This is a genomic window from Chroococcidiopsis sp. TS-821, from assembly GCF_002939305.1.
Classification (GTDB): domain Bacteria; phylum Cyanobacteriota; class Cyanobacteriia; order Cyanobacteriales; family Chroococcidiopsidaceae; genus Chroogloeocystis.
In genome coordinates this window covers 95218-117606 of sequence record NZ_MVDI01000009.1, presented here as the reverse complement: position 1 = coordinate 117606, position 22389 = coordinate 95218, and the positions used below count along the sequence as shown (strand labels likewise).

16 protein-coding genes are annotated in these 22389 nt (G+C 46.6%); 10 read left to right on the top strand and 6 right to left on the bottom strand.

Features of this window, described 5'->3' with window-relative positions:
* Positions 1-140 precede the first annotated feature (140 nt).
* A complete protein-coding gene (locus tag B1A85_RS19085) occupies positions 141-2546 on the top strand; it encodes a sucrose synthase (protein ID WP_104548321.1) in 2406 nt (801 codons plus the stop codon).
* 19 nt (positions 2547-2565) lie between these two features.
* Positions 2566-5577: a beta-phosphoglucomutase gene (gene pgmB, locus B1A85_RS19080; protein WP_210404590.1), complete on the top strand. Its 3012-nt coding sequence runs from the start codon at positions 2566-2568 to the stop codon at positions 5575-5577.
* 34 nt (positions 5578-5611) lie between these two features.
* On the opposite strand, the gene B1A85_RS19075 is transcribed toward pgmB, so the two are convergent.
* Positions 5612-6565 (bottom strand): sugar-binding transcriptional regulator, encoded by a 954-nt coding sequence (locus B1A85_RS19075; protein ID WP_104548320.1) that lies wholly within the window; start codon positions 6563-6565, stop codon positions 5612-5614.
* A 151-nt stretch (positions 6566-6716) separates the two neighbouring features.
* Positions 6717-7520: an SDR family NAD(P)-dependent oxidoreductase gene (locus B1A85_RS19070; protein WP_104548319.1), complete on the bottom strand. Its 804-nt coding sequence runs from the start codon at positions 7518-7520 to the stop codon at positions 6717-6719.
* Between the two features lie 159 nt (positions 7521-7679).
* Between B1A85_RS19070 and B1A85_RS19065 the strand changes: the two genes are divergently transcribed.
* From B1A85_RS19065 to B1A85_RS19045, 5 genes are all read left to right on the top strand, one after another.
* Positions 7680-9023 carry a sugar ABC transporter substrate-binding protein gene (locus B1A85_RS19065; RefSeq protein WP_104548318.1) on the top strand — a complete coding sequence of 448 codons (1344 nt, stop codon included), beginning with the start codon at positions 7680-7682 and terminating at the stop codon, positions 9021-9023.
* A 23-nt stretch (positions 9024-9046) separates the two neighbouring features.
* Entirely contained in the window at positions 9047-9964 is a 918-nt protein-coding gene (locus tag B1A85_RS19060) for a carbohydrate ABC transporter permease (RefSeq protein WP_104548317.1), read from the top strand.
* Between the two features lie 3 nt (positions 9965-9967).
* A complete protein-coding gene (locus B1A85_RS19055) occupies positions 9968-10786 on the top strand; it encodes a carbohydrate ABC transporter permease (protein WP_246841470.1) in 819 nt (272 codons plus the stop codon).
* A 100-nt stretch (positions 10787-10886) separates the two neighbouring features.
* Entirely contained in the window at positions 10887-11996 is a 1110-nt protein-coding gene (locus tag B1A85_RS19050) for an ABC transporter ATP-binding protein (protein WP_104548315.1), read from the top strand.
* A 4-nt stretch (positions 11997-12000) separates the two neighbouring features.
* A complete protein-coding gene (locus B1A85_RS19045) occupies positions 12001-13494 on the top strand; it encodes a mannitol dehydrogenase family protein (protein WP_104548314.1) in 1494 nt (497 codons plus the stop codon).
* A gap of 134 nt (positions 13495-13628) precedes the next feature.
* Here the strand turns inward: B1A85_RS19045 and arfB are convergent, their stop codons facing one another.
* Both arfB and B1A85_RS19035 read right to left on the bottom strand, forming a co-directional pair.
* Positions 13629-14042 (bottom strand): alternative ribosome rescue aminoacyl-tRNA hydrolase ArfB, encoded by a 414-nt coding sequence (gene arfB / locus B1A85_RS19040; RefSeq protein WP_104548313.1) that lies wholly within the window; start codon positions 14040-14042, stop codon positions 13629-13631.
* Positions 14043-14510: 468 nt separating this feature from the next.
* Positions 14511-18572 carry a PAS domain S-box protein gene (locus B1A85_RS19035; protein WP_104548312.1) on the bottom strand — a complete coding sequence of 1354 codons (4062 nt, stop codon included), beginning with the start codon at positions 18570-18572 and terminating at the stop codon, positions 14511-14513.
* A gap of 39 nt (positions 18573-18611) precedes the next feature.
* On the opposite strand from B1A85_RS19035, the gene B1A85_RS24045 reads away from it, so the two are divergent.
* The 3 genes from B1A85_RS24045 (at position 18612) to B1A85_RS19030 (ending at position 19473) form a co-directional block, all read left to right on the top strand.
* Positions 18612-18761, top strand: coding sequence for a hypothetical protein (locus tag B1A85_RS24045; RefSeq protein WP_168192438.1), 150 nt, complete (start codon positions 18612-18614; stop codon positions 18759-18761).
* 360 nt (positions 18762-19121) lie between these two features.
* Positions 19122-19256 (top strand): hypothetical protein, encoded by a 135-nt coding sequence (locus tag B1A85_RS25340; protein ID WP_146087203.1) that lies wholly within the window; start codon positions 19122-19124, stop codon positions 19254-19256.
* On the top strand, positions 19237-19473 hold the full coding sequence (locus tag B1A85_RS19030; protein WP_104548311.1) for a GPP34 family phosphoprotein: 237 nt from the start codon (positions 19237-19239) through the stop codon (positions 19471-19473). Before B1A85_RS25340 ends, B1A85_RS19030 begins: the two co-directional genes overlap by 20 nt.
* A 26-nt stretch (positions 19474-19499) precedes the next feature.
* Here the strand turns inward: B1A85_RS19030 and B1A85_RS19025 are convergent, their stop codons facing one another.
* On the bottom strand, positions 19500-21017 hold the full coding sequence (locus B1A85_RS19025; RefSeq protein ID WP_104548310.1) for an amidohydrolase family protein: 1518 nt from the start codon (positions 21015-21017) through the stop codon (positions 19500-19502).
* 3 nt (positions 21018-21020) lie between these two features.
* A complete protein-coding gene (locus B1A85_RS19020; RefSeq protein ID WP_104548309.1) occupies positions 21021-22100 on the bottom strand; it encodes an ABC transporter substrate-binding protein in 1080 nt (359 codons plus the stop codon).
* Positions 22101-22389: the final 289 nt, after the last annotated feature.

Genomic DNA, 22389 nt, shown 5'->3' with positions numbered 1-22389 from the left:
TGTTGACAGCGGTAATGCTTCTTAACTGAGAACTGATGTCATAGTTAAACTGCAGTGAAGCGGTCGATCCAAACCTCTTTGTGCAGAGCGGTTAATATCCTGACTCTGTGCTAGCGATGGGCAATTGCCAGGAGTCAATTATGGAAACGCTAATTCGGGCAGTTTTAGAGAGTGAAGAGAAAAAGGATTTTCAGCAGTTTATTGAGCAATTGTCTGCAATTGATCGCCTATATCTGCTGAGGAACGAAATTCTCCATGCCTTTGCCAACTATTGCCAAGAACAAGAAAAACCCGTTTATTTCTTTCGCTCGTCAGCTATTGGCGAACTCATCCATGCGATTCATGAGATGCTTTTAGAAGACGGCGCTATTTGGTTGATGCTACGCACGCGTATTGCCAGTCAAGAATGCTGGTGGTTAAGTGCGGATTTATCGCAGTTTAAACCTGTTTCGGTACGCGCGCTCCTTGATGTCCGCGATCGCTTCGTCCACAGCGAACAACCGCAAATTCTGAAGATTAACTTTCAGCCGTTTCATCGCGACACGCCCAGCATCGATGACCCGCGAAACATTGGTCAGGGGTTAACATTTCTCAATCATTATCTATGCGATCAACTATCGGCGAACCCAGACTATTGGGTACAAGCGCTATTTCAAGTTTTACAACGCCAAGAATTTGACGGTATTCCATTGTTAATTGGCGATCGCATTTCATCAAGGACGCAGCTGCACGAGTCAGTGGCGCAAGCCTTGAAAAAAGTGAGTCAATACCCATCCGATACGCCTTATACTACGTTACACCCTGCTTTGCAGGAATTGGGTTTTGAACCAGGATGGGGCAATACCGCCGGACGAGTTTACGAAACACTCGAATTGCTCGATCGCCTGCTAACGATGCCATCGCCTGCGTTACTCGAAGCTTTTGTATCGCGTATTCCTGCCTTTTTACGCGTTGTGCTAGTATCCATTCACGGCTGGGTAGGGCAAGAAGAAGTTCTAGGACGCGCTGAAACGATGGGGCAAGTTATTTATGTTCTCGAGCAAGCTCGACACTTAGAACAACAACTGCAAGCGGATGTTCAACAAGCAGGACTCGCATGGCTAGGGATTCAACCGCAGGTCACAATTTTGACACGGCTTATTCCCAATTGCGAAGGAACTTATTGCAATCAACGCGTTGAAAAACTCGAAGGCACCGAAAACGGCTGGATTTTGCGCGTCCCTTTTCGAGAGTTTAACCCGAATGTGACGCAAAACTGGATCTCGAAGTTTGAAATTTGGCCTTATCTCGAATCATTCGCCCTCGATGCTGCACCGCAACTTGTCAAGCATTTCGGGGGACAGCCCCATCTTGTCATCGGTCATTATAGCGATGGCAATTTGGTATCATTTCTCCTTGCCCGCCAATTCAACGCGATTCAATGTAATATTGCGCATTCGTTAGAAAAATCAAGATATTTATTTAGCGATCTTTACTGGCAAGAATTTGAGCCATATTACCATTTCTCAGCGCAATTTACGGCTGATCTGATCAGTATGAACGCGGCAGATTTCATTATCGCTTCGTCGTATCAAGAAATTGTGGGAACTCCGGATGCGATCGGTCAGTATGAATCTTACAAATGCTTTACAATGCCGCAACTTTACCACGTAGTAGATGGTATCAATTTATTTAGCCCTCGGTTTAATGTTGTTCCGCCAGGTATCAATGAAGTGCGCTATTTTCCCTACTTCCAAACTGAACTGCGCTCGCGACGCGATCGCGTTCGCGATTTGCTGTTTCATCGCCAAGACGCTGCGATCTTTGGAACCTTAAACGATGTGGAAAAATGCCCAATTCTAGCAGTGGGTTCGGTTAGTCAAACGAACAATCAAACAGGATTAATCGCTTGGTTTGGGCAGTCGCCAGAACTGCGCGATCGCTGCAATTTAATTTTGATTACGAATAAACAACACGTTACCGAAGCCAGTACTGCTGAAGAAGCACGCGAAATCGAGAAACTTCATGCACTGATTGCGCAATACCAACTCGAAGGGCAAATCCGCTGGATTGGGATGCAACTCAATAGCGAGGAGGTAAGCGAAATCTATCGCGCGATCGCAGATAAGCGGGGGATATTCATCAACTTTGCGCGCTTTGAGGCATTTGGGCGCAGTGTTCTCGAAGCGATGCGATCGGGCTTACCCGTCTTTGCTACTGAATTTGGCGGCATTGCCGAAATTATTCAAGATGGCGACAACGGTTATTACATCAACCCTACCAACTTCGAGCGCACCACCGAAAAAATTTTAGATTTTCTCAACCAATGCGACACGAACCCACAATTGTGGCAAACAATTTCCGAGCGGGCGATTCAGCGCATAGATCGTCACTGCAATTGGCGAAATCATGTGAAACAATTACTGTTGTTTGCTAGGATCTACGGGTTTTGGGATTATATTTCGCGCAGCAGTCGAGAAGCACTGCAATGCTATCTCGATGCCTTATTCCACTTATTGTATAAACCTAGAGCCGCGCAAATTTTAGACGAGCATAAGCAGCGATAAACGGGCAGAGGAGTAAAAAATGAGTCAGGCGGTCAGTCAAATTCTAGGGGAAACTAGCGTTCAAGCACCGATACCCTCAAAAACTAACAACCTGCTGTATACCGACTGGGTTCTGATCGAGCGAGGCTTTGACCCAAACCAACTTCATGCAAGAGAAACCGTCTTCACGATTGGTAACGGTTACTTGGGGACGCGCGGCAGTTTTGAAGAAGGCTACCCGCGCGCAATGCCTGTGACATTAATTCAGGGTGTTTATGACGCGGTTCCTGTAATGTACACTGAACTCGTCAATTGCCCCGACTGGCTGCCTATAACGATTACGCTCAATGACGACCCAAGACGTAGCGAACAATTTCGCCTCGACCAAGGTGAAATATTATCCTACGAACGCCGACTTGATTTGCGCTACGGATTGTTGCGACGTTCAATTCGCTGGCGTAGCCCCAGCGGCAAAATACTCGACCTCCAATTTGAACGGTTTGCCAGTTTAGCCGATCCTCATGTTTTAGGATTGCGCTGCTTGATTACACCTATCGATTGGGAAGGGGCGATCGCCGTTCATGCAAGTATCAATGGCTACGCAGAAAACCAAGGTTTTAATCACTGGAATTTGTTGACCCAAGACCAAACGGAAACGAGTCTCCCCGAAGATCTGCACCTCGAACCTGCTATTTGGCTAGCGGCGCGTACTCGTCAATCTCAAATAGAATTAGGAATGGCAGCCAAATTAATGATTCAGGGTGTAGCGGCAACATTTCAACGCGAAAGCGCACCAGGCTATCCCACGCTCACTACATCGTATCAAGCCGTCAGGGGACAAACGGTGTTAGTGGAAAAAATGGTTACTGTTTATACTTCGCAAGAAGTCGAGCATCCCCTCAAGGCGGCGCAGAGTAAATTGATGACGTTGCCCACTTATCCAGAATGTTGGGAACATCACAAACAAGCGTGGGACTCAGCTTGGGACACGAGTAATGTCATTATTGAAGGTGATATTCGAGCGCAATTAGCAATTCGCTATAGCGTGTTTCAACTACTAATTAGCGCTCCCTGGCATCACCAGCAAGCGAGTATTCCGGCAAAAACGTTATCTGGCTTTGGCTATCGAGGTCACATTTTTTGGGATACCGAAATTTTCATTTTGCCGCTATTTACGTTGACGCAGCCAGAACTAGCCCGCCGTCTACTGACCTACCGCTATCACACGTTAGAAGGCGCGCGGCGCAAAGCCCGCAGCTACGGCTACAAAGGTGCAATGTATGCTTGGGAAAGTGCGGATACAGGCGATGAAGTCACGCCCCGCTGGGCATTACCCTCCGATCCGTATGCGAGCGATATCCGCATTTGGTGTCGCGATCGCGAAATTCACATTAGTGCCGATATTGCCTACGCGATTTGGAATTACTGGCAAGCGACGGGCGACGATCTTTGGATGCGCGATTATGGTGCCGAAATCATTCTGGATACCGCCGTATTTTGGATGAGTCGAGTAGAGTGGAATAGCCAATTTGAACGCTACGAACTGCGCGAAGTGATCGGCGCGGATGAATACCACGAGCATCACGTGAATAATAATGCCTTCACCAACCGCATGACGCAGTGGCATCTAGAAAAAGCGATCGCTGTCTACGCATGGCTAGAACGCACATTTCCCGAACATGCTGCGGCACTCGCCCAAAAACTCGAAATCACGCCTGAACGTCGGCAACGCTGGCAAGATATCGTCGATCACCTTTGGATTCCGTATCGCTCAGAAACAGGTTTCATCGAGCAGTTTGAAGGCTTCTGTAACTTAGAAGATATTGACTTACAAGACTACGAACCTCGCACTCAATCGATGCAAACGATTCTGGGCATTGATGGGGCAAATAAACGACAAGTTTTGAAACAGCCTGATGTTTTGATGTTGTTATACTTAATGCGGCAGTTGCAGGAGTTTCCTTACAATCCGGAGAGTTTAAAAACGAATTGGGACTATTACGCTCCCCGCACTGATATTACCTATGGCTCATCGCTTGGACCTGCAATTCATGCAATTTTAGCTGCCGATTTAGGTGATAGTCAAACTGCGTACAAACACTTTTTGCAAGCTGCACTAGTAGACTTAGAAAACACGCGCGGTAACACTGCCGAAGGCATTCACGGTGCTTGTGCCGGAGGCGCGTGGCAAGCGATCGTTTTTGGCTTTGCCGGGATTCGCTTCCAAAACAATCAACCCGTCGCTACCCCCCACCTTCCCCCTCACTGGACGCGACTTGCGTTTAAGCTGCACTGGCGCGGAACGTGGCATCCCTTTGACATCACTCATTCAGCAACTGAAATGAATTCGCACCATCCATCCCCATCACCAGAAATGCACGAAGCTTCTACCATTAACCTACGCGGCGCGATTTTTGACCTCGATGGCGTGTTAACCGATACCGCAGAGTATCATTACCGCGCTTGGCAACGTTTAGCCGACGAAGAAGAATTACCCTTCGATCGCCAAGCGAATGAAGCATTACGCGGTATTTCTCGCCGCGAGTCGCTGCTTAAAATTGTCGGCGATCGCACCTATAGCGAAGCCCAACTCGAAGAAATGATGGAGCGCAAAAATCGCTACTATCAAGAATTCATCGAGTCAATGTCACCCAATGACTTACTACCAGGAGTCGAATCACTACTTACCGAACTTCGCCAACAGCAAATAAAAATTGCGATCGCCTCGGCAAGTAAAAACGCGCGCACTGTTATTGACAAACTAAACATTACTGAATTAGTGGATGCGATCGCTGATGGATACAGCGTAGAACGCCCTAAACCTGCCCCCGATCTCTTTCTCTACGCCGCGAATCAACTCAAGCTTCCTCCTACTGAATGCGTTGTGTTTGAAGACGCAACCGCAGGTATTGAAGCCGCCCTCTCCGCAGGTATGTGGTCAGTCGGTCTAGGTCCTGTAGAACGCGTCGGAAACGCTCATGTTGTGCTACCCAATTTCGCTGACATCTCTTGGTCAGATATTCAATCCAAACTCAATCAGCACCTGAGTTAATACCGTTTCATAAGGCTTGAACTGCACGCAATCTTTATTTTGCCAGTGCAAGAATCCTTTGAGCAGCAGCTTCATCCGCAATTAGCCCTGTAATTAACTTGCCACGCAGCGCAGCTAAAATAGCTTCTGCCTTTTTTGCACCACCCGCCACACCAATAATCAGCCGCTGCGCGGGTTGTTCGAGTGGTACGCTTGCAACACGACGATTCGTACCTTGTTGCAGTATCTCCCCGTCGCGATTGTATGCCCAACCTGCGACTTCCCCAACTGCTCCGAGTTCTAGTAACTCAGCGACTTCTTCATCATTGATAAAGCCTTCTCGATGCAATGGTGCATTCCAAGCAATGTCGCCAATTCCGACAAAAGTGGCTTTAGCTTGTTCTGCAAGCGTCTTTACTGTTATGAACGATCGCTGCGTCTGCAACAGTTCGCGTTCTTCAATACTCGTTGCAACAACCGGAGTTGGTACAGGATACGCTTGCGAACCGACGCGATCCGATAAATGGATGACAACCTCGTTGCGTCCTGCACGCCCGCAATGCGACATATTGCCAATAATTGAGACAATTTTATGCTGCGGTTGGTTCATCGCAGGAATTTGCTCGACCATTAATCGCAATGTGCGTCCTGAAGAAAACGCTAGTATTGTTGGGGTTTTTGCCATTAGGTAGGTTTCTAAATGCGTAGCAGCACACACGCCGATTCCGTCGAAGGTGTCATCCGTTGGCACTATTTCACACAAAGACAGCGCGAACTTGTCGCGTAACGACTCAGCCAGCGCAATGCATTCACTTAAAGGATGATCGAGGCGAAATTTAATCAGTTTTTCACTCACGGCAAATGCAACTAACCGTTGCGCAGCTTGTCGAGAGACATTAAGCTTTACAGCAATCTCTTCTTGAGTATTTCCGGCAATGTAATACAGCCAAGCAGCACGGGCAGCAAGATCGAGTTTGCGATCGCGCCGCTCTACTAGAGGTTCTTTCATATCGTACCTTGACGTAAGAAAGCAGAGGAGCAGGGGGAAATTGTTTGTATCGCTCGTTGCGTGAAGTGTAACTACCAAAAGGATGATTTATTTTTTAAGCAAATGCTCACAAAATTATATATTGCTCAGAATTTGAAAAGCGATCGCGCTTTTATTGCCCGCCAGTAATCTCTAGATTAAATCCTGTAATATAACTTGCCTCTTCACTCATCAAAAACGCTACGCCATTTGCAACTTCTTCTAAGCTTCCTAAACGACGCATTGGCACTGAGTTAATCATCTGCTGCTCAACCACCTTCGGGTCGCTATCAAAATACTGCGATCCTACTGCTGCTTGTAATTCCGTCTGGCGCGTCCACATAAAACCAGGACCAATCAATGAAGGCGATAGCGCATTGACGCGAATACCATGAGGGGCAAGGTCTTTTGCTGCGGTTTGAGTCATGCCAACAACTGCAAACTTAGAAGCCGCGTAAGCTAGCATATTCGGTGGACCTACGACCCCTGCGAAGCTTGCCATATTAACTATCGCGCCTCCACCGATATCGCGTAGATGCTGCGCCGCAGCCTTAAGAATGCGAAAAACACCGACAACGTTGATATCAATAACTTTTTGAAAGTCATCTTCAGGATACTCGTCAGTCTTGGCAAACGCGCCTTGATACCCTGCATTGTTAAAAACATAGTCAATCTGCCCAAACTGCGCCGCAGCCTCCGCAAAGGCTTGACGAACGTCGTTAGCAGACGTAACGTCACAGCGAAATGTACTCACTCGAACGTCATACTCTTTGAGTTCTTCAGCCACCTTCGTCATTCCCGCTTCATTGAGATCGAATAGCACGACACCAGCACCATTAGCCGCAAAACGGCGGGCGGTCGCCTTGCCAATTTCTCCCGCACCACCGGTAATCAAAATCGTTTTACCTGTAAAGTCATAAGTTGCTTTTGCTGTCATCATTTTCACCTTGTATTGAAGAAATGTTGCAAATTCGCATGAACTTCTCAGTTTTACAACAAAGCCAAGTATGATTTCTATTATCGAGCTTTTGCCCAAAATTAGAGCATAAAATCAAAAACTTAATGTATTTTGTTAACAATTAAAAGGAGCCATGCGATGCGTATCCCCCGCTTCGCTAAAGTGCTAGCGGCATTTCTTGTAGGAGTGACGCTAGTGCAATTGCTACACGCCTGTGCGCCTTCGCAAGCCGTACAGAAAACGCGACTGACGATCGCCACCGTTAATAACGGTGACATGGTAGTTATGCAGGATCTTTCGCGCCACTTCGAGGCAGCAAATCCTGATATCGAACTGCGATGGGTTGTTCTCGAAGAAAACATCCTGCGCCAACGCACAACTACAGATGTTGCCAGCCAAGGCGGACAATTTGATGTTTTAACGATTGGTTCGTATGAAACACCGATTTGGGCAAGACGCGACTGGCTGCTACCCTTACAGCTTCCTGCTAGCTACGACGTAGATGATTTACTCACACCGATCCGCGAGGGACTTTCCCACGAAGGTCAACTGTATGCGGTTCCCTTCTATGGCGAAAGTTCGATGCTGTATTACCGCAAAGACTTGTTTGAAAAAGCAGGAATTGCCGTACCCGAACAGCCAACGTATGCGCAGATTCAACAATGGGCAAGCCAAGTCCACGATCCGGTGAATGGAGTTTACGGTATTTGCCTGCGCGGTAAACCTGGTTGGGGAGAAAACATGGCATTTCTCTCGACGTTGGTTAACACCTTCGGCGGACGCTGGTTTGACATGGAGTGGCAACCGACGATTAATACTCCCGCATGGAAAAACGCAGTTAGCTTTTATATCAATTTACTCAACAACTATGGTCCCCCAGGCGCGAGTTCCAATGGATTCAACGAGAATTTAGCATTGTTCTCAACAGGTAGATGCGGAATGTGGATCGATGCTACCGTTGCTGCCGGATTGTTATCGAATCCGAAAGAATCGCAAGTCGCCGACACCGTTGGCTTTACCCGCGCGCCGATCGCCGAATATCCTAACGGCTCAAATTGGCTGTGGGCTTGGGCACTCGCCGTTCCTAAAACCTCAGAATCACCCGAAGCAGCGCAAAGGTTCGTTGCGTGGGCAACATCCAAAGAATATATTCAGTTAGTCGCCAACGAGAATGGTTGGGTTGCAGTACCGCCTGGTACGCGAACATCAACTTATGAAAATCCTAACTATCAACAAGCTGCACCGTTTACAGAAATTGTGCTGCGATCGATTGAATCGGCGGATATTACGCGCCCAGCAGTTGAACCGACGCCTTATACGGGAGTGCAATACGTTGATATTCCAGAATTTCAGGCGATCGGCGCGCAAGTAGGACAAACGATTGCAGCCGCATTAACTAACAACATCAGCGTAGAGCAAGCGTTAGAACAATCGCAGCGATCGACAGAACGCTTCATGCGCCACACCGGATATATCAAGTAAAACTCTTATCACTTCTTGAGGCTATGTCTTCTACACTCGTTGTCAAGCCCCGCCACAAAACGCCACGCCTTAAGCAACGCAAACGACAGGTATCGACCTTACCGCTGGTTGCACCTTCGGCGATCGCCTTGTTGCTGTGGATGATTGTGCCGCTGGCAATGACAGTATGGTTTGCTTTTCAGCGGTATAACTTGCTTAATCCTGATGTCCGTGAATTTATCGGTATTGAAAACTTCACGTTTATTTTGACCGATCCAGGGTTTTGGAGTTCGATTGTCACAACAGTGATTCTCGTTGGTGCAGTTTTAGCAATCACGATTGGGCTAGGAACTTTACTCGCGGTACTGTTTGACCAAGACTTTTTTGGGCGAGGCGTTGCGCGGGTACTCGCAATATCGCCATTTTTTGTGATGCCGACGGTCAGTGCGCTGATTTGGAAAAATATGCTGATGCATCCCGTTAACGGGCTATTTGCGCAGATTACCACAGGCTTGGGATTGGGGGCGATCGATTGGTTTGCCGATTTTCCCTTACTGGCAATTATTATTATTGTTTCTTGGGAATGGTTGCCGTTTGCGTTGCTGATTCTCCTTACGGCAATTCAATCTCTCGATCGCGAACAGTTAGAAGCAGCCCGCATGGATGGTGCGAATCCTGTGGCCTTATTTCGGTTTGTCATGTTGCCACATCTTAACCGCGCGATCGCAGTCGTGGCAATGATCGAAACAATCTTCTTTTTGACGATCTTCGCCGAAATTTTTGTCACCACAGGTGGTGGTCCTGGATTAGCAACCACGAACTTGGCGTATTACATCTTCCTCAAAGCTTTGTTGGAATTTGACGTCGGCGGTGCCTCTGCTGGAGGATTAATTGCCGTAATTCTTGCCAACATTGTGGCGATCTTTTTGATGCGTAGTGTTGCTCGTAATTTGGATATCTAAATCATGGCAAGTAATTCTCGTCGTTGGCTATTTACATTACTCGGCTGGCTGGTCGCCTGCATCTTGTTTTTCCCAATTTTCTGGATGTTTCTGACCAGTTTTAAAACGGAAGTTGCGGCAGTGGCAACGCCTCCGCAGTTGTTTTTCCAGCCGACTTTAGAAAACTATGTAGCGATTGAAGCGCGGGCAGATTATTTCAATTATGCGTTTAACAGCATTGCTGTATCGTTGGGTTCAACAATTCTAGCACTGTTACTCGCGATACCTGCGGCATATGCGATGGCGTTCTTTCCCACAAAACGTACCAAGGGAACTTTGTTGTGGATGTTATCTACCAAAATGCTACCGCCAGTTGGCGTGTTGGTACCAATCTATATCTTGTCGCGCAACTTTGGGTTATTGGATACGCGGATCGGCTTGATCGTCATCTATACGCTGATTAACTTACCGATCGTCGTTTGGATGATCTACAGCTTTTTTAAGGAAGTTCCCAAAGAGATTTTAGAAGCCGATCGCATGGATGGCGCAACCACGCAACAAGAACTCGTTCACGTTTTGTTACCTCTTGCCTTACCTGGAATTGCTTCGACGGCGTTACTATCGATTATTTTGTCGTGGAATGAAGCTTTCTGGAGCCTGAATTTAACCACGGCAGATGCTGCGCCATTGACGGCGTTTATTGCTTCATTTTCAAGTCCGCAAGGATTGTTTTGGGCGAAACTTTCCGCAGCTTCAACGATGGCGATCGCTCCGATTTTAATCTTTGGTTGGTTAAGTCAACGGCAATTAGTCCGAGGTTTGACGTTTGGTGCGGTGAAGTAATGGTTCTGCTGGATTTGGGAGAAACGGAAACACAAAGGAGGGATGTCTAGGGGTTTTTGTGTTGAGTTTGAGTTGATTATTTACACAATGGAAGCTTTTTATGTCAACAGTTGCTTTAAAAAATATTCACAAAACGTATGCGGATAGTGAGGTTATTAAAGGTATTGACTTGGATGTAAATGACCGCGAATTTGTTGTTTTTGTCGGTCCATCCGGTTGTGGCAAGTCTACTTTACTCCGCATGATTGCTGGACTTGAAGAAATTACTGCTGGTGAATTGCTGATTGATGGCAAGCGAGTGAATGATGTCCCGCCGGATAAACGCGGTTTGGCGATGGTGTTTCAAACGTATGCGTTGTATCCACACATGACGGTTGCGGAGAATATGGCATTTAGCCTCCGACTTGCTGGTGTTCCCAAAGCACAACGACTGCAACGCGCGCGTGATGTTGCTCGCATTTTACAATTAGAGCCGCTTTTAAACCGCAAACCACGCGAACTATCGGGAGGACAGCGCCAGCGGGTAGCGATCGGTCGCGCCCTCGTTCGCAATCCTAAGGTGTTTTTGTTTGACGAACCACTATCTAACCTTGATGCGGCGTTGCGGGTGCAGATGCGTATTGAACTTGCGAGTCTGCATGATAGTTTGCAATCAACGATGATTTACGTAACGCACGATCAAGTTGAAGCTATGACGCTGGCGAATAAAATTGTCGTGTTGCAAAACGGTATTGTCGAGCAAGTAGGATCGCCACTCGAACTGTATCATCATCCGCGCAATCTATTTGTTGCTGGCTTTATCGGTTCGCCGCGGATGAACTTCATATCAGTGACAGTTGCAGGTGTTAATGATTCGGGTACGACTGTGAGACTTCCTGATGATGTGAGTGTGACGATTCCCGTCAAACCTGGAAGTTTAGCCGTTGGCGATCGCGCCACGTTGGGAATTCGTCCTGAACATCTCCGCTTAGACCGAACGCAAGCAACTATCAATGGCGAGGTGCTAGTTGTTGAACGACTTGGTGGTGAAACTTATCTCTACGTCAAGATTGCCAATGGCGATACTCTGATCGTGCAAACCGATGGAGATAACACCAGTCAGTTACACGATCGCGTTCCGATTCATATTAATGGCGAGCTGTGTCATTTGTTTAACCAACAAGGCGAAGCCATTCCTAAAGTCCGTCGTCATCACCTAACTCTTAATTAAGACTATGAGCAATATCAGTACCCGTTCAGCCATTAAGCTGAATCAAGCCGCTTTATCGCGTTTAGCAAATCGCGTTCGCGTACCGAGTTACGATCGCCAGCAAGTTACGAATGGCATTGTCCATATTGGTGTTGGTGGATTTCATCGCGCGCATCAAGCGTTGTATCTTGACGATTACTTGCATCTCAATTCTACAAATGAATGGGGAATCTGCGGTGTGGGGCTATTGGAATACGATCGGCGGATGCGCGATGCACTACATGCGCAAGACTGTTTGTATACGCTTGTTGAACGATCGTCAGAGGGCGATCGCGCGCGGGTTATCGGCTCAATTACGCAGTATCTATTCGCACCAGACAATCGACAAGCCGTCATTGACGCTTTAGCAAATCCTAACTGCCGGATTGTAACGCTGACGATTACCGAGGGCGGTTACTACTACATTGAAGGTAGTGGCGAATTTGATGTCAATCATCCCACAATTCAGCAAGATTTGCAGCATCCTGACCAACCAATTGGTGTCTATGGATTTTTAACAACTGCGCTCGATCAACGCCGTAAACAGGGCTTAGAGCCATTTACCGTGTTATCGTGTGACAACTTGCAAGGTAACGGTAATATTGCTCGTAAAATGTTAACGAGTTTTGCCGAATTGCAAAATCCTCAATTAGGGCGTTGGATTGCTGAACGCGTCACGTTTCCCAACTGCATGGTCGATCGCATCACTCCCGCGACAACTCCACCTGATATCGCAATGGTAGCAGAATTTGGTATTGACGATGCTTTCCCTGTTGTGGCAGAGCCTTTTATTCAGTGGGTTGTGGAAGACGATTTCTGTGCTGGTAGACCGAACTGGGAAACGGTTGGCGTCCAAATGACGGATAACGTTCATCCCTACGAAATGATGAAGATCCGGCTACTCAATGCGAGTCACTTGTTAATTGGCTATCTCGGCTCTTTGGCAGGTTACACCTACGTTCATGAAGTCATGGCAGATCCATTATTCAAGCAAGCCGTCATTCATCTTATGGAAGAGGTGACGCCTACGCTAGAACCTGTACCAGGAATTGATTTGAGTGATTACAAACAGACTCTTGTCGAACGATTTGCCAACCCCAAAATTTGCGATCAACTGCCGCGTCTTTGCCTCAATGGTTCTGCAAAAGTGCCAAAATTTATTCTAGGTTCGCTCCGCGATAAACTTGCGCAAGGTGGCGCGATCGACTATATAAGTTTAACCATTGCTGCTTGGTTCCGCTACTTGAACGCACAAGACGATCGCGGTAATGCGATCGCAATTGACGACCCGATTGCAGATATTCTGACTCAACAAGCCCGTAGAGGTGGTTCTGATCCGCAACCGTTGCTCAGCTTATCGGAAATTTTTGGCGACTTATCACAGTCATCGCATTTTGTTGCAGCGGTTCGTAATCAACTAAACAACTTGTCGACGCTTGGTGCTAAAGGAACACTCCAGCAGTTGTTGAAATCTTGCTAACAATAGCAGAGGTCAGGTCTACGATAACAGCTACAAGACAATGCTTCTATGCTTCTATTTAAGATGCTTGTGGATCAATTCTAGTCACCCTTTACCACTTTTATCATCACAAGTCAACTAGATTTAGTCTGACTTTATTCAATTACTTTTCTTCGCGTTGCTTTGATGCGCGATCGCTTACTTTTACTATCAAGGCGTTTTTGCTGAGAAAGATACGACGGCTTAGTTGGTTTGCGCTTCTTAGGTACGATTGTCACGCTTTGAATCAACTCTTGTAAGCGTTTTAATGCTTCCTCGCGATTTTGCTCTTGGCTGCGGTGTTCTTGGGCTTTGATGACAATTACGCCTTCTTTGGTGATGCGTTGATCGTTGAGTTTCAATAGCCGCTGTTTATAGATATCAGGTAATGACGAAGCAACAATGTCAAAGCGTAGATGAATCGCTGTTGCCACTTTGTTGACATTTTGACCACCCGATCCTTGAGAACGAACCGCGCTGATTTCAATTTCGCGATCGGGAATGGCAACTGTTTTAGAAACCTGAAGCATAGTTCTACTTAGCAGTTCGTCTTACTATATCCTCCCCTAAGCAAGTTAACACGATTCATCAAAGGACGAGAAAAATAAAGTTAAACTAGCGTTGTGCTAATCTCAAGTGATACAGATATTTCAACTATAAATACAGTTGGCTCAATTCTTAATATTGGTTCTCTTAATATTGGTTCGTACGAAATCTATCTTTATTTCATAATCCATAATTCGTAATTGATTAGCAATACGACCATGACAGTTGACCTGAACCCTGCTATAGCAGGCATTATAAAGCCCTAGCATAATGCCAGGGCTTTGGTTGTACATATTAAGTTCAGTATAGAGTTTAGATAAGCAAGGCGATTATAACGCCTATACATATATCGGTCTAAGAAGGAAGAATTATGCAATGAGTTATCTAATTATTCAGAATATTTTTAGGCAAACTTGAGATCCTCTAGTGACTTGCCTAGGGGCGCCTTGCCTTTAACTCTGATCTCCGATTTTTGAACCCTGACTTCTATTATCATGCAGTAACTGGACAATTTCCTTGACTAGCACGTCAGGTTCAATCGGTTTAGTAAGATGTCGTTGAAAACCAGCTTGCAGCGCTTGTTTTTGGTCAAACTCGGCAGCATATGCCGTTAGTGCGATCGCTAAAATATGTCCTCCTTGTTCTGGTGACAGCGCGCGCACTTTTCGCATTAGCATATAGCCATCAATTTCTGGCATGCCAATATCACTCAAGAGAATTTCTGGCTGAAAAGATGCTAGCGTTGCTAAAGCTGCTGTGGCATTCGCCACACTTATAACTTCAGCACCCGATTGCTTAAGCACAAAACTCACCACCTCGCGCATATCTGCATCATCATCGACAACAAGCACTCGAATTCCTGTCAATTGCTCCTCGCTTGTGGTAAATAATGACGGTTGAGGTGCCTTCGGCGCTGTTGCTGTTGATAATGGTAAACGGACAGTAAAGGTGGCTCCGCGTCCTTCTCCTGGGCTATCTGCGGTTACTGTACCGCCGTGCAGTTCGACTAAGTGACGCACGATCGCAAGTCCCAACCCCAATCCACCAAACTGCCGCGTTGTCGCACTGTCTTCTTGGCGGAAGTAGTCGAACACGTGTGGCAAAAACTGCGACGCAATCCCTTTACCCGTATCGCTGACGCGAATTTCCGCTTGAGTTCCAACGCGAGTTAAGCATACCGCAACCTGCCCACCGGAGGGAGTAAACTTCACCGCATTAGAAACAAGGTTCCACACCACTTGCTGCAAGCGGTTTGGATCTCCTGCAACTTCTATGTTGGCATCGCAAGTTGTTTGGATTGCAATTGCTTTGGTAGTGGCGGCTAAACTCACAGTTTCGATCGCAGCTTCTACTACCGACACTAAATCAATAGGACGAATATTGAGCGTAAGTTTGCCTTGGAGAATCCGCGACACATCGAGTAAGTCATCGATGAGTTCTGTTTGCAGCTTGGCGTTGCGTTCGATAGTGGCGAGTGCTTGTGCGGTTGTATTCGCGTCGAGTTTACCTGATTGCAGTAACTTTGTCCAACCAAGAATTGGGTTAAGTGGCGATCGCAACTCGTGCGAAAGTACAGCCAGAAATTCGTCTTTGATGCGATTTGCTTTTTCTGCTGCTTCGCGTGCGGCTTGTTCTTGTTGCAAAATTCGTTCGCGATCGCGCTCTAGTTGGACGCGTGCCGTAATATCATTGGATATCCCAATCAACCCAATAACTTCACCAGCTTCGTTGCGGTAAGGCACTTTTATCCCTAGAAACGTCCGCACTCCATCCGGAGATTCTTCGACAACTTCTGTTTTTCCCGATTCCATAATCCGTTGGTCGTTATCGGTGACGATTGCCCCTAGTTCAGGCAAGGCGTATAATTCGCGATCGCGATAGCCGATGACTTCCGCAGCCGATTTGTTCAATACTGCCAGCGTAGCTGGATTGGCGTAAATAATGCGTCCTTGGCGGTCTTTGACAAAAATTGGTGTGGGCGCTAATTCGTTAATAACATCTAAAATTGCATTTTTTTGCCGCAGTTCGGCTTCAGTGCGTTTGCGCTCAGTAATATTAGTACAAAGATTCACGATGCCATCAGGAGTTGGATACACGCGGTTTTCAAACCAGCGATCCCAAAGCGGATAGTAATATTCAAATTGCACTGGAACGCGATCGCGCATGACTTGATGCAGGCGATCGTAAAATGGCGTCCCAACCAAATCGGGAAATAGCTCCCACATATTCTTATTTAAAGCATCTTCCCGCAACATTCCCAAGTCTGTAGCAGCTTGCTCGTTAAGATAGACAATTCGCCAATCGCGGTCAAATAAAACAAAATCTTCGCGAATGCTTGCTAAAACCTCTTGCAGTTTAGATTCCGCAGCTTCAGCAGCCGAGCGTAAGGCTTGTTCGCGTTGCAGCAGTTGCTCGCGTTCTATCTCTGCGTGTTTGAGCGCGGTAATATCCATTAACACCCCCCGCGCTGCCAGCAGAGTGCCACTTTTGTGATGAGAACAATCACCCTTTGCTAAAATCCAACGCACGGTACCATCTGCCCAAAGCGTTCGATATTCAACTTCTGTATGTATTTGACCTGCTTGTAACGCATTCATTACTTTTTGGACGCGATCGCGATCGTCAGGATGCACTGCTTCTAGAAAAACCTGCATCGACATTTGAGTATCCGCAGGCAAACCAAACATAGCTTTTGCGCGGTCTGTCCAAGTCAGCGTATCGTTGGCGACATCCCAGTACCACATCCCCAAATTGGCACCTTCTGTCGCTAGTCGTAGGCGTTCTTCACTTTCCCTTAAAGCTTTTTCAGCTTGCTTGCTTTCGGTAATGTCTTGATAAATCAGTAAAATCTTGTTGATGCCTTTGCTGTCCTCATCGAAAGGAGCCGCCGAAATGCTAACGGCTATATGCGAGCCATCGCGTTTGCGGCGATAAGTTTCGATATTAGTAAACGTGTCTCCATGGAGAATTCCTTGGCGGATTCGATCGCATTCATCCAGTTTTTCTTCTGGTACAATCGGCAGTGGTTGATTCAACACTTCTGCTTCATTCCAGCCAAATAACTGCTCTGCCGCTGGATTCCAAAGCTGGATAGTATAGTTTGTATCAAGTACAACGATCGCTAAGGGTGATGCGGCAAGAAGCGTTTGCAGCGTTTGGTTTTTGCGTTGCAGTTCTGCTTCGATTTGTCTGCGATCGCTAATATCAACAACACAACTAATAAATCCTTGAAGTTGACCATCCGCGCCAAACGAAGGATTTGCGACATTGATTACCCAACGATATTGACCATCTTGACGGCGCAAGCGGTACTCGATGTGAAATGCCTCACCGCGTTTGCTGGCGTCGAGAAAAGCAGTTTGAGCAGCACCGCGATCGTCGGGATGCACTGCATCGAGCCAGCCGAATCCTAAACTTGTCTGTTCGGTTAAACCAGAAAAATCGTACCAGGTTTGGCTTAAAAAGCTACAGTAGCCAGTGAAATCTGTTATCAAAACGATCGTGGGAGCATAATTTGCCACGTCGTCGTGCCAGCGTTTCTCGCGATCGCGCTTGCAGATAATATTGGCAACTTGAGCGCCGAACCTTGCTAGCTGAACTTCCCAATCACTCGGCGTCCGCGCTGCGTTGCAGCACAGCATAAAAAACCCTAGTGGTAAATTATCATTACCTAACACAGGTACAGAATGATACGCTAAAATACCGTGCGCTCGGCATAAATCGCGCCAGTTTGCTGTATCGTTACACAGGTCGTGAATTGAAGTATTTTTGATTCCTTGCGCGAACGACGGTGGCAAATCTGGAGCGATCGCACTCTTAAATGCCTGTTGCGCATCAACGAGTAAAAAGCAAGCGCGTGTATTTGGATTGAGCTTGGGTACACTCGCACACAGCGCGAAGAGACACTCTTCTAAGGGACGTCCTAAAGCAATGAGTTCTAGCAGCTTTTTCTGCTCAACTAGCAGCAGTTCTGCCTGTTTGCGAACGGTGATATCACTCAGAACAACCGTTAGTGTTGGTGAAGGATAAATGCGATGCTCGTACCAACAATTCCAAGGCGAGTAAAAATAGTCAAACTGAAGCGGCGTTTGTTCGCGGATTGCGTGCTGGAATTGCTCGTAAACATCCGTGTTAACGGCATCTGGAAATAAATGCCAAATGTTCTGTCCTAGCAGCGATGACTGCGGCATTCCTACCATTTCACAGTAGCGATCGCTAACGTAGGTAAATCGCCACTCAGGATCGAGAACATAAAATCCATCACTAATACTTGACAAAATCGTTTCAATTTGCCTATTTGCTATTTCAGCTTCTAGTAGCGCCTGGCGATGCTGCGCTTCTTGCTTAGACAAAACAGCCGCCAGTAATCCAGAACCCAAGCCGATGAAAAACAAAAGCATTGAGGCGAAATGAAGCTGCGAATTCAACAGTAAGGTTAGCCCTACGGCAACAGTAACAGCACCAATCGCATGATAGGGAAGTAGTTGAACACCGCTGAAAACTTTTCTAGTCATTCCCTCAACGCTCACGTTTTTGCTCTCCTGCCATAGAATATGTTGAGAATAACAACTTGCTTGAGTGCCAAACGTGTTGGTGCAGCGTCTTTCTGCCAACTATTACTCGTATATCGGCAAATTTTTCCTGAAACAGCTTTATTGCTCGTCGCAGTTCTCGAATCAAATTGTCTTTCTCCAAACAGCTAGAAAACCCTACTCAAGCTATCTAGTACTTTACCCACTACCACCATCAATTTTTACGGCGCTAGAACGCTTTATGTTTTAAGCTCAAAAGCACGGCTCTTTGTTAAAAATAAGCTAAGTCCATCGTTAATCATTAATTACAAGAAACGGTCTTTCTCCCAAGTGCGCGATCGGGAATTTTACAGACCTTTACAACATCTCTCATTATTGATCGCGTTCTGCACTGATGACTAGCAAATTGCCTGTGTTACTGCTAAAAAGCGTACTTGTACCTATTTAAGAGAACCGCGATCGCTTCAGACGTGGTGCGTAATTGCCTCTAGAAATCGTCTTCATTCTGAGTGAACTAGGATCGAAGGGTGGATGCTAGTCGAGGTAATGATGCAATTGTTAGCTCAAGATCTCATGCTTCTAGCACTCGATAATGAAAAAGGACGCGTTGTTTCGTCTGCTGCTGCATCTCTTCCTTACGGTTTAATTGGCGCAGCGCAGTGCTGAAGCACTGATTAGCTTGATTAAAGCTTGTCACCTAACGCAATATCTATTTGGACGAGCAGAACGACGCGAAGCGCGGCGGCGAATTGCAGCGATCGCCAAAGGCGAACAAATGGGTAAAGCAGTTTCTGATACGGTTGTAGATGTACAAACCGCAGTTAATGCAGGAATAATTAGTGCGATCGCCGCCTCTACAGCTTCAACCTCCTCGAATTCCTAGAATTGTAGATGTCCAAAGATTTAGTACTATTCGCGATTGTCAGGCGTCAAAATCGCTGGATCGATGTTATAGGCTAAGCAGCGATCGTAAATTCGGCGGTAGTAGGGTAAGAAAGTTTGTACCGTTGCTTCAGAAGATTGAATCGCGGGTAAGATTTGATGGTGTACTTCGCAGATTGCTGCAATCAAAGCTTGCTCGTTCACTTGAGTCAACTTACTGTCACGCATCACAGCAACGCCATCGACAACAACTAAATCAACAGCAGCACCTGTTTCTGCATACACGAGTTGTCGTAATGGATGATTCAACGGTACAAACGATAGCGCATCGAGTCGGTAGCCGACAAAATCAGCTTTGTAGCCTGGGGCAATTTTTCCGAGTTGCGCAACGCCAAAGGCTTTAGCCCCACCTACTGTTGCCAACTCAAACGCTTCTTCGGCAGAAATCCAGTGTTCTGGAGCGGTTGTCGGTGACTTATTGAGCATCGCCACCGCCTGTACGACAGAGAGCATATTGAGACTATCTCGCGATCCGCAGCCATCACTCGCAAGCGCAATATTCACTCCTGCATCTTGAATTGCCCGTACCGCCATTCTACCGCTACCGAGTTTGAGGTTAGATAGTGGATTGTAAACAACACTCGCTCCTGATTCAGCAATCAGTTCCACGTCATGTGGTGTTAGCCAAACACAATGCTGCAAAGCAACGCGATCGCTTAAAAAACCCAAATCGGCTAAATACTCGGTCATCGAACGCTGGTAAAATAATTGACCCGTAACCGCTTGCAAACGCGTTTCGAGTAAATGCAGCATGAGGGGTAAATCGTACGTTTTTGCAAGTTTTTCAAGCTCAACGAGAAAAGATTGACTACAACGCTGCGGTGCTGAAGGTGCAACGATATACCCGACTCGGTGTTGATTTGGATGGCGCGTTTGTGCTAGGTGTTGCGCAATATTTAATAGGCGATCGCGATTCGGTAACGCTTGGCGATCGAGTTGTTCGCGCAGATGCACTGGCATTTCTTCATCAAAGAAAGGTACGGTACGGTAAAACGGCAGATCGTATAAACTCACGCTCACTAATGCGCGTAGCCCGATATCTTCATAAGCTTGAAAAACCGCATCAATACACTCCATAGAATAATGAGGAGCGTGATTGACATCATCAACAACAAACGTTGTTCCTGTGCGAATTGCTTCGATCGCGCCGATCGTCGTTCGCAGATACACTTGCTCTGGTGTGAGTGGTGGCGGTGCAATTGGCGGACGCACAAAGTGCATCCACAACTCAAGCGGTAAGTTGTCAAATCGTCCTTTATGAAAATGTTCGTGCGAATGAAAGTGTCCATTAATCCAACCAGGAGCGATTAATAGCCCTGTTGCATCAATGACGGTACAGCCTGGAGGAATCGCTATATTCGTAGCAACGGTGACAATCGTTCCTTTGTCAATTAAAATATCTGTCTGCGATCGCGCTGGTGCATCCCCTGATGCTAGTACCAAAGCATTTTTAACGAGCAATTTATCCGTTTTTGGCGTGCTCATTAGTTAAACCACAACTTCACGGTTGAAGCGTTCAATCCACGTTGGCAAGTTTTTACTGATTGTTTGCCAATCAAGCGGCACAAGCTTATCAACAACTGCTTCAGTTGTACTACCTAGTCTTTCAGCAATGAAACCAGAAATTTGAGCTTTGCTATTCGTTGGTACAAAATAATAAGGTGCTGATGCCATTTGCGTTTGTACCTCTGGGCTAATGGCTGCATCAATGTACGCAGCAGCGAGTTCGCGTTCTCTGGGATTCCTGACAATGTGCATCGACGGGCTAATCAAAAGCGCGCCTTCTTGCGGAACAACCCAATCAACTGGAGTTCCTGCGGCTGTAAGCGGAGCCATATTGTTTAAATAATGCGGGGCAATATCAATTTCACCTTGCTGAAACAAAACCGAAAGCGCACCAGGATTAGACGCAACCGCAGCAACGTTGGGTAAAATTTCGCGAATTGCCTCAAAAGCAGGTTCAATATTGTTTTCCCCACCACCGCGCATCCGCGCAAGTTGCACCATAAAAGCTGTTCCTACGGTACTTTGCATGCTCACAAGCCCAAGACGACCTGCGTATTCTGGCTTCCATAAATCTTCCCACGATGTCGGCGGTGTAGAAATGCGATCGGTGTTGTAGCCAATGCCAATTGCTTGCACAGCTATTGTCGGTCCCCATTGATCTGCTTTTGTTTGATACTCTGGTAACAGATCTTGAAAGTTTTCACTCAGGTCAACGGGAAAAGGTTGTAAAATTTGCTCGACTGGAGCATTGCGAAATGGTCCTTCATCTAAGAGCGTCACGTCGTACGGCGGGCTATTTGCTGATGCTGTGAGTTGTGCAACTTGGTCAATCGCTAGTTGTGGTACTAAGTTGACTGTAGCTCCCATTTTTTGGGTAAAATAAGGCACTAAAATCGTTCGGTGTGCTTCTTCCCAACTTCCGGTAAAAGTTGCGGCAACAAGTCTACCACCGTTGCCTTGCGAGGCTTCGTTTCCACCACAACCTTTGAGTAATAAGCTTGTTCCTGCAAAAAGTCCAGCACCCAAAAGAGCGCGACGCGACATCCGTATTAAATCAGACATAAGTCGTTTTCTGAGCGTTCCAAAGTAAGCATGAAGATACAGCTTGGCAGCAGGAAAGTTAGTAAAAATAACGACAGTATGGCAATCAGATTCTTTAATGTGTCCAGAGACAATTTGCTATAGCAATTGATATTCACACTTCGTTATTGCTGTAGACTGTATGCAATTTGTTTATCGCTCAACAACGCTGAAAATTTTGTTGTCTGTGATACATCATGCTTTTTTGTATACAGTATCCTAGTCAATCATTAGTTTAATATTTCTGTTGAACGAATACACAATCTGCACA

Bases quoted from the DNA above. Each gene is read 5' to 3' on its own strand.
- B1A85_RS19075 (WP_104548320.1), bottom strand. From the start codon at position 6,565: ATGAAAGAACCTCTAGTAGAGCGGCGCGATCGCAAACTCGATCTTGCT.
- B1A85_RS19060 (WP_104548317.1), top strand. From the start codon at position 9,047: ATGTCTTCTACACTCGTTGTCAAGCCCCGCCACAAAACGCCACGCCTT.
- B1A85_RS19050 (WP_104548315.1), top strand. From the start codon at position 10,887: ATGTCAACAGTTGCTTTAAAAAATATTCACAAAACGTATGCGGATAGT.
- B1A85_RS19035 (WP_104548312.1), bottom strand. From the start codon at position 18,572: ATGACTAGAAAAGTTTTCAGCGGTGTTCAACTACTTCCCTATCATGCG.
- arfB (WP_104548313.1), bottom strand. From the start codon at position 14,042: ATGCTTCAGGTTTCTAAAACAGTTGCCATTCCCGATCGCGAAATTGAA.
- B1A85_RS19045 (WP_104548314.1), top strand. From the start codon at position 12,001: ATGAGCAATATCAGTACCCGTTCAGCCATTAAGCTGAATCAAGCCGCT.
- B1A85_RS19085 (WP_104548321.1), top strand. From the start codon at position 141: ATGGAAACGCTAATTCGGGCAGTTTTAGAGAGTGAAGAGAAAAAGGAT.
- B1A85_RS19065 (WP_104548318.1), top strand. From the start codon at position 7,680: ATGCGTATCCCCCGCTTCGCTAAAGTGCTAGCGGCATTTCTTGTAGGA.
- B1A85_RS19055 (WP_246841470.1), top strand. From the start codon at position 9,968: ATGGCAAGTAATTCTCGTCGTTGGCTATTTACATTACTCGGCTGGCTG.
- B1A85_RS25340 (WP_146087203.1), top strand. From the start codon at position 19,122: ATGCTAGTCGAGGTAATGATGCAATTGTTAGCTCAAGATCTCATGCTT.
- B1A85_RS19025 (WP_104548310.1), bottom strand. From the start codon at position 21,017: ATGAGCACGCCAAAAACGGATAAATTGCTCGTTAAAAATGCTTTGGTA.
- B1A85_RS24045 (WP_168192438.1), top strand. From the start codon at position 18,612: ATGTTGAGAATAACAACTTGCTTGAGTGCCAAACGTGTTGGTGCAGCG.
- B1A85_RS19020 (WP_104548309.1), bottom strand. From the start codon at position 22,100: ATGTCTGATTTAATACGGATGTCGCGTCGCGCTCTTTTGGGTGCTGGA.
- pgmB (WP_210404590.1), top strand. From the start codon at position 2,566: ATGAGTCAGGCGGTCAGTCAAATTCTAGGGGAAACTAGCGTTCAAGCA.
- B1A85_RS19070 (WP_104548319.1), bottom strand. From the start codon at position 7,520: ATGACAGCAAAAGCAACTTATGACTTTACAGGTAAAACGATTTTGATT.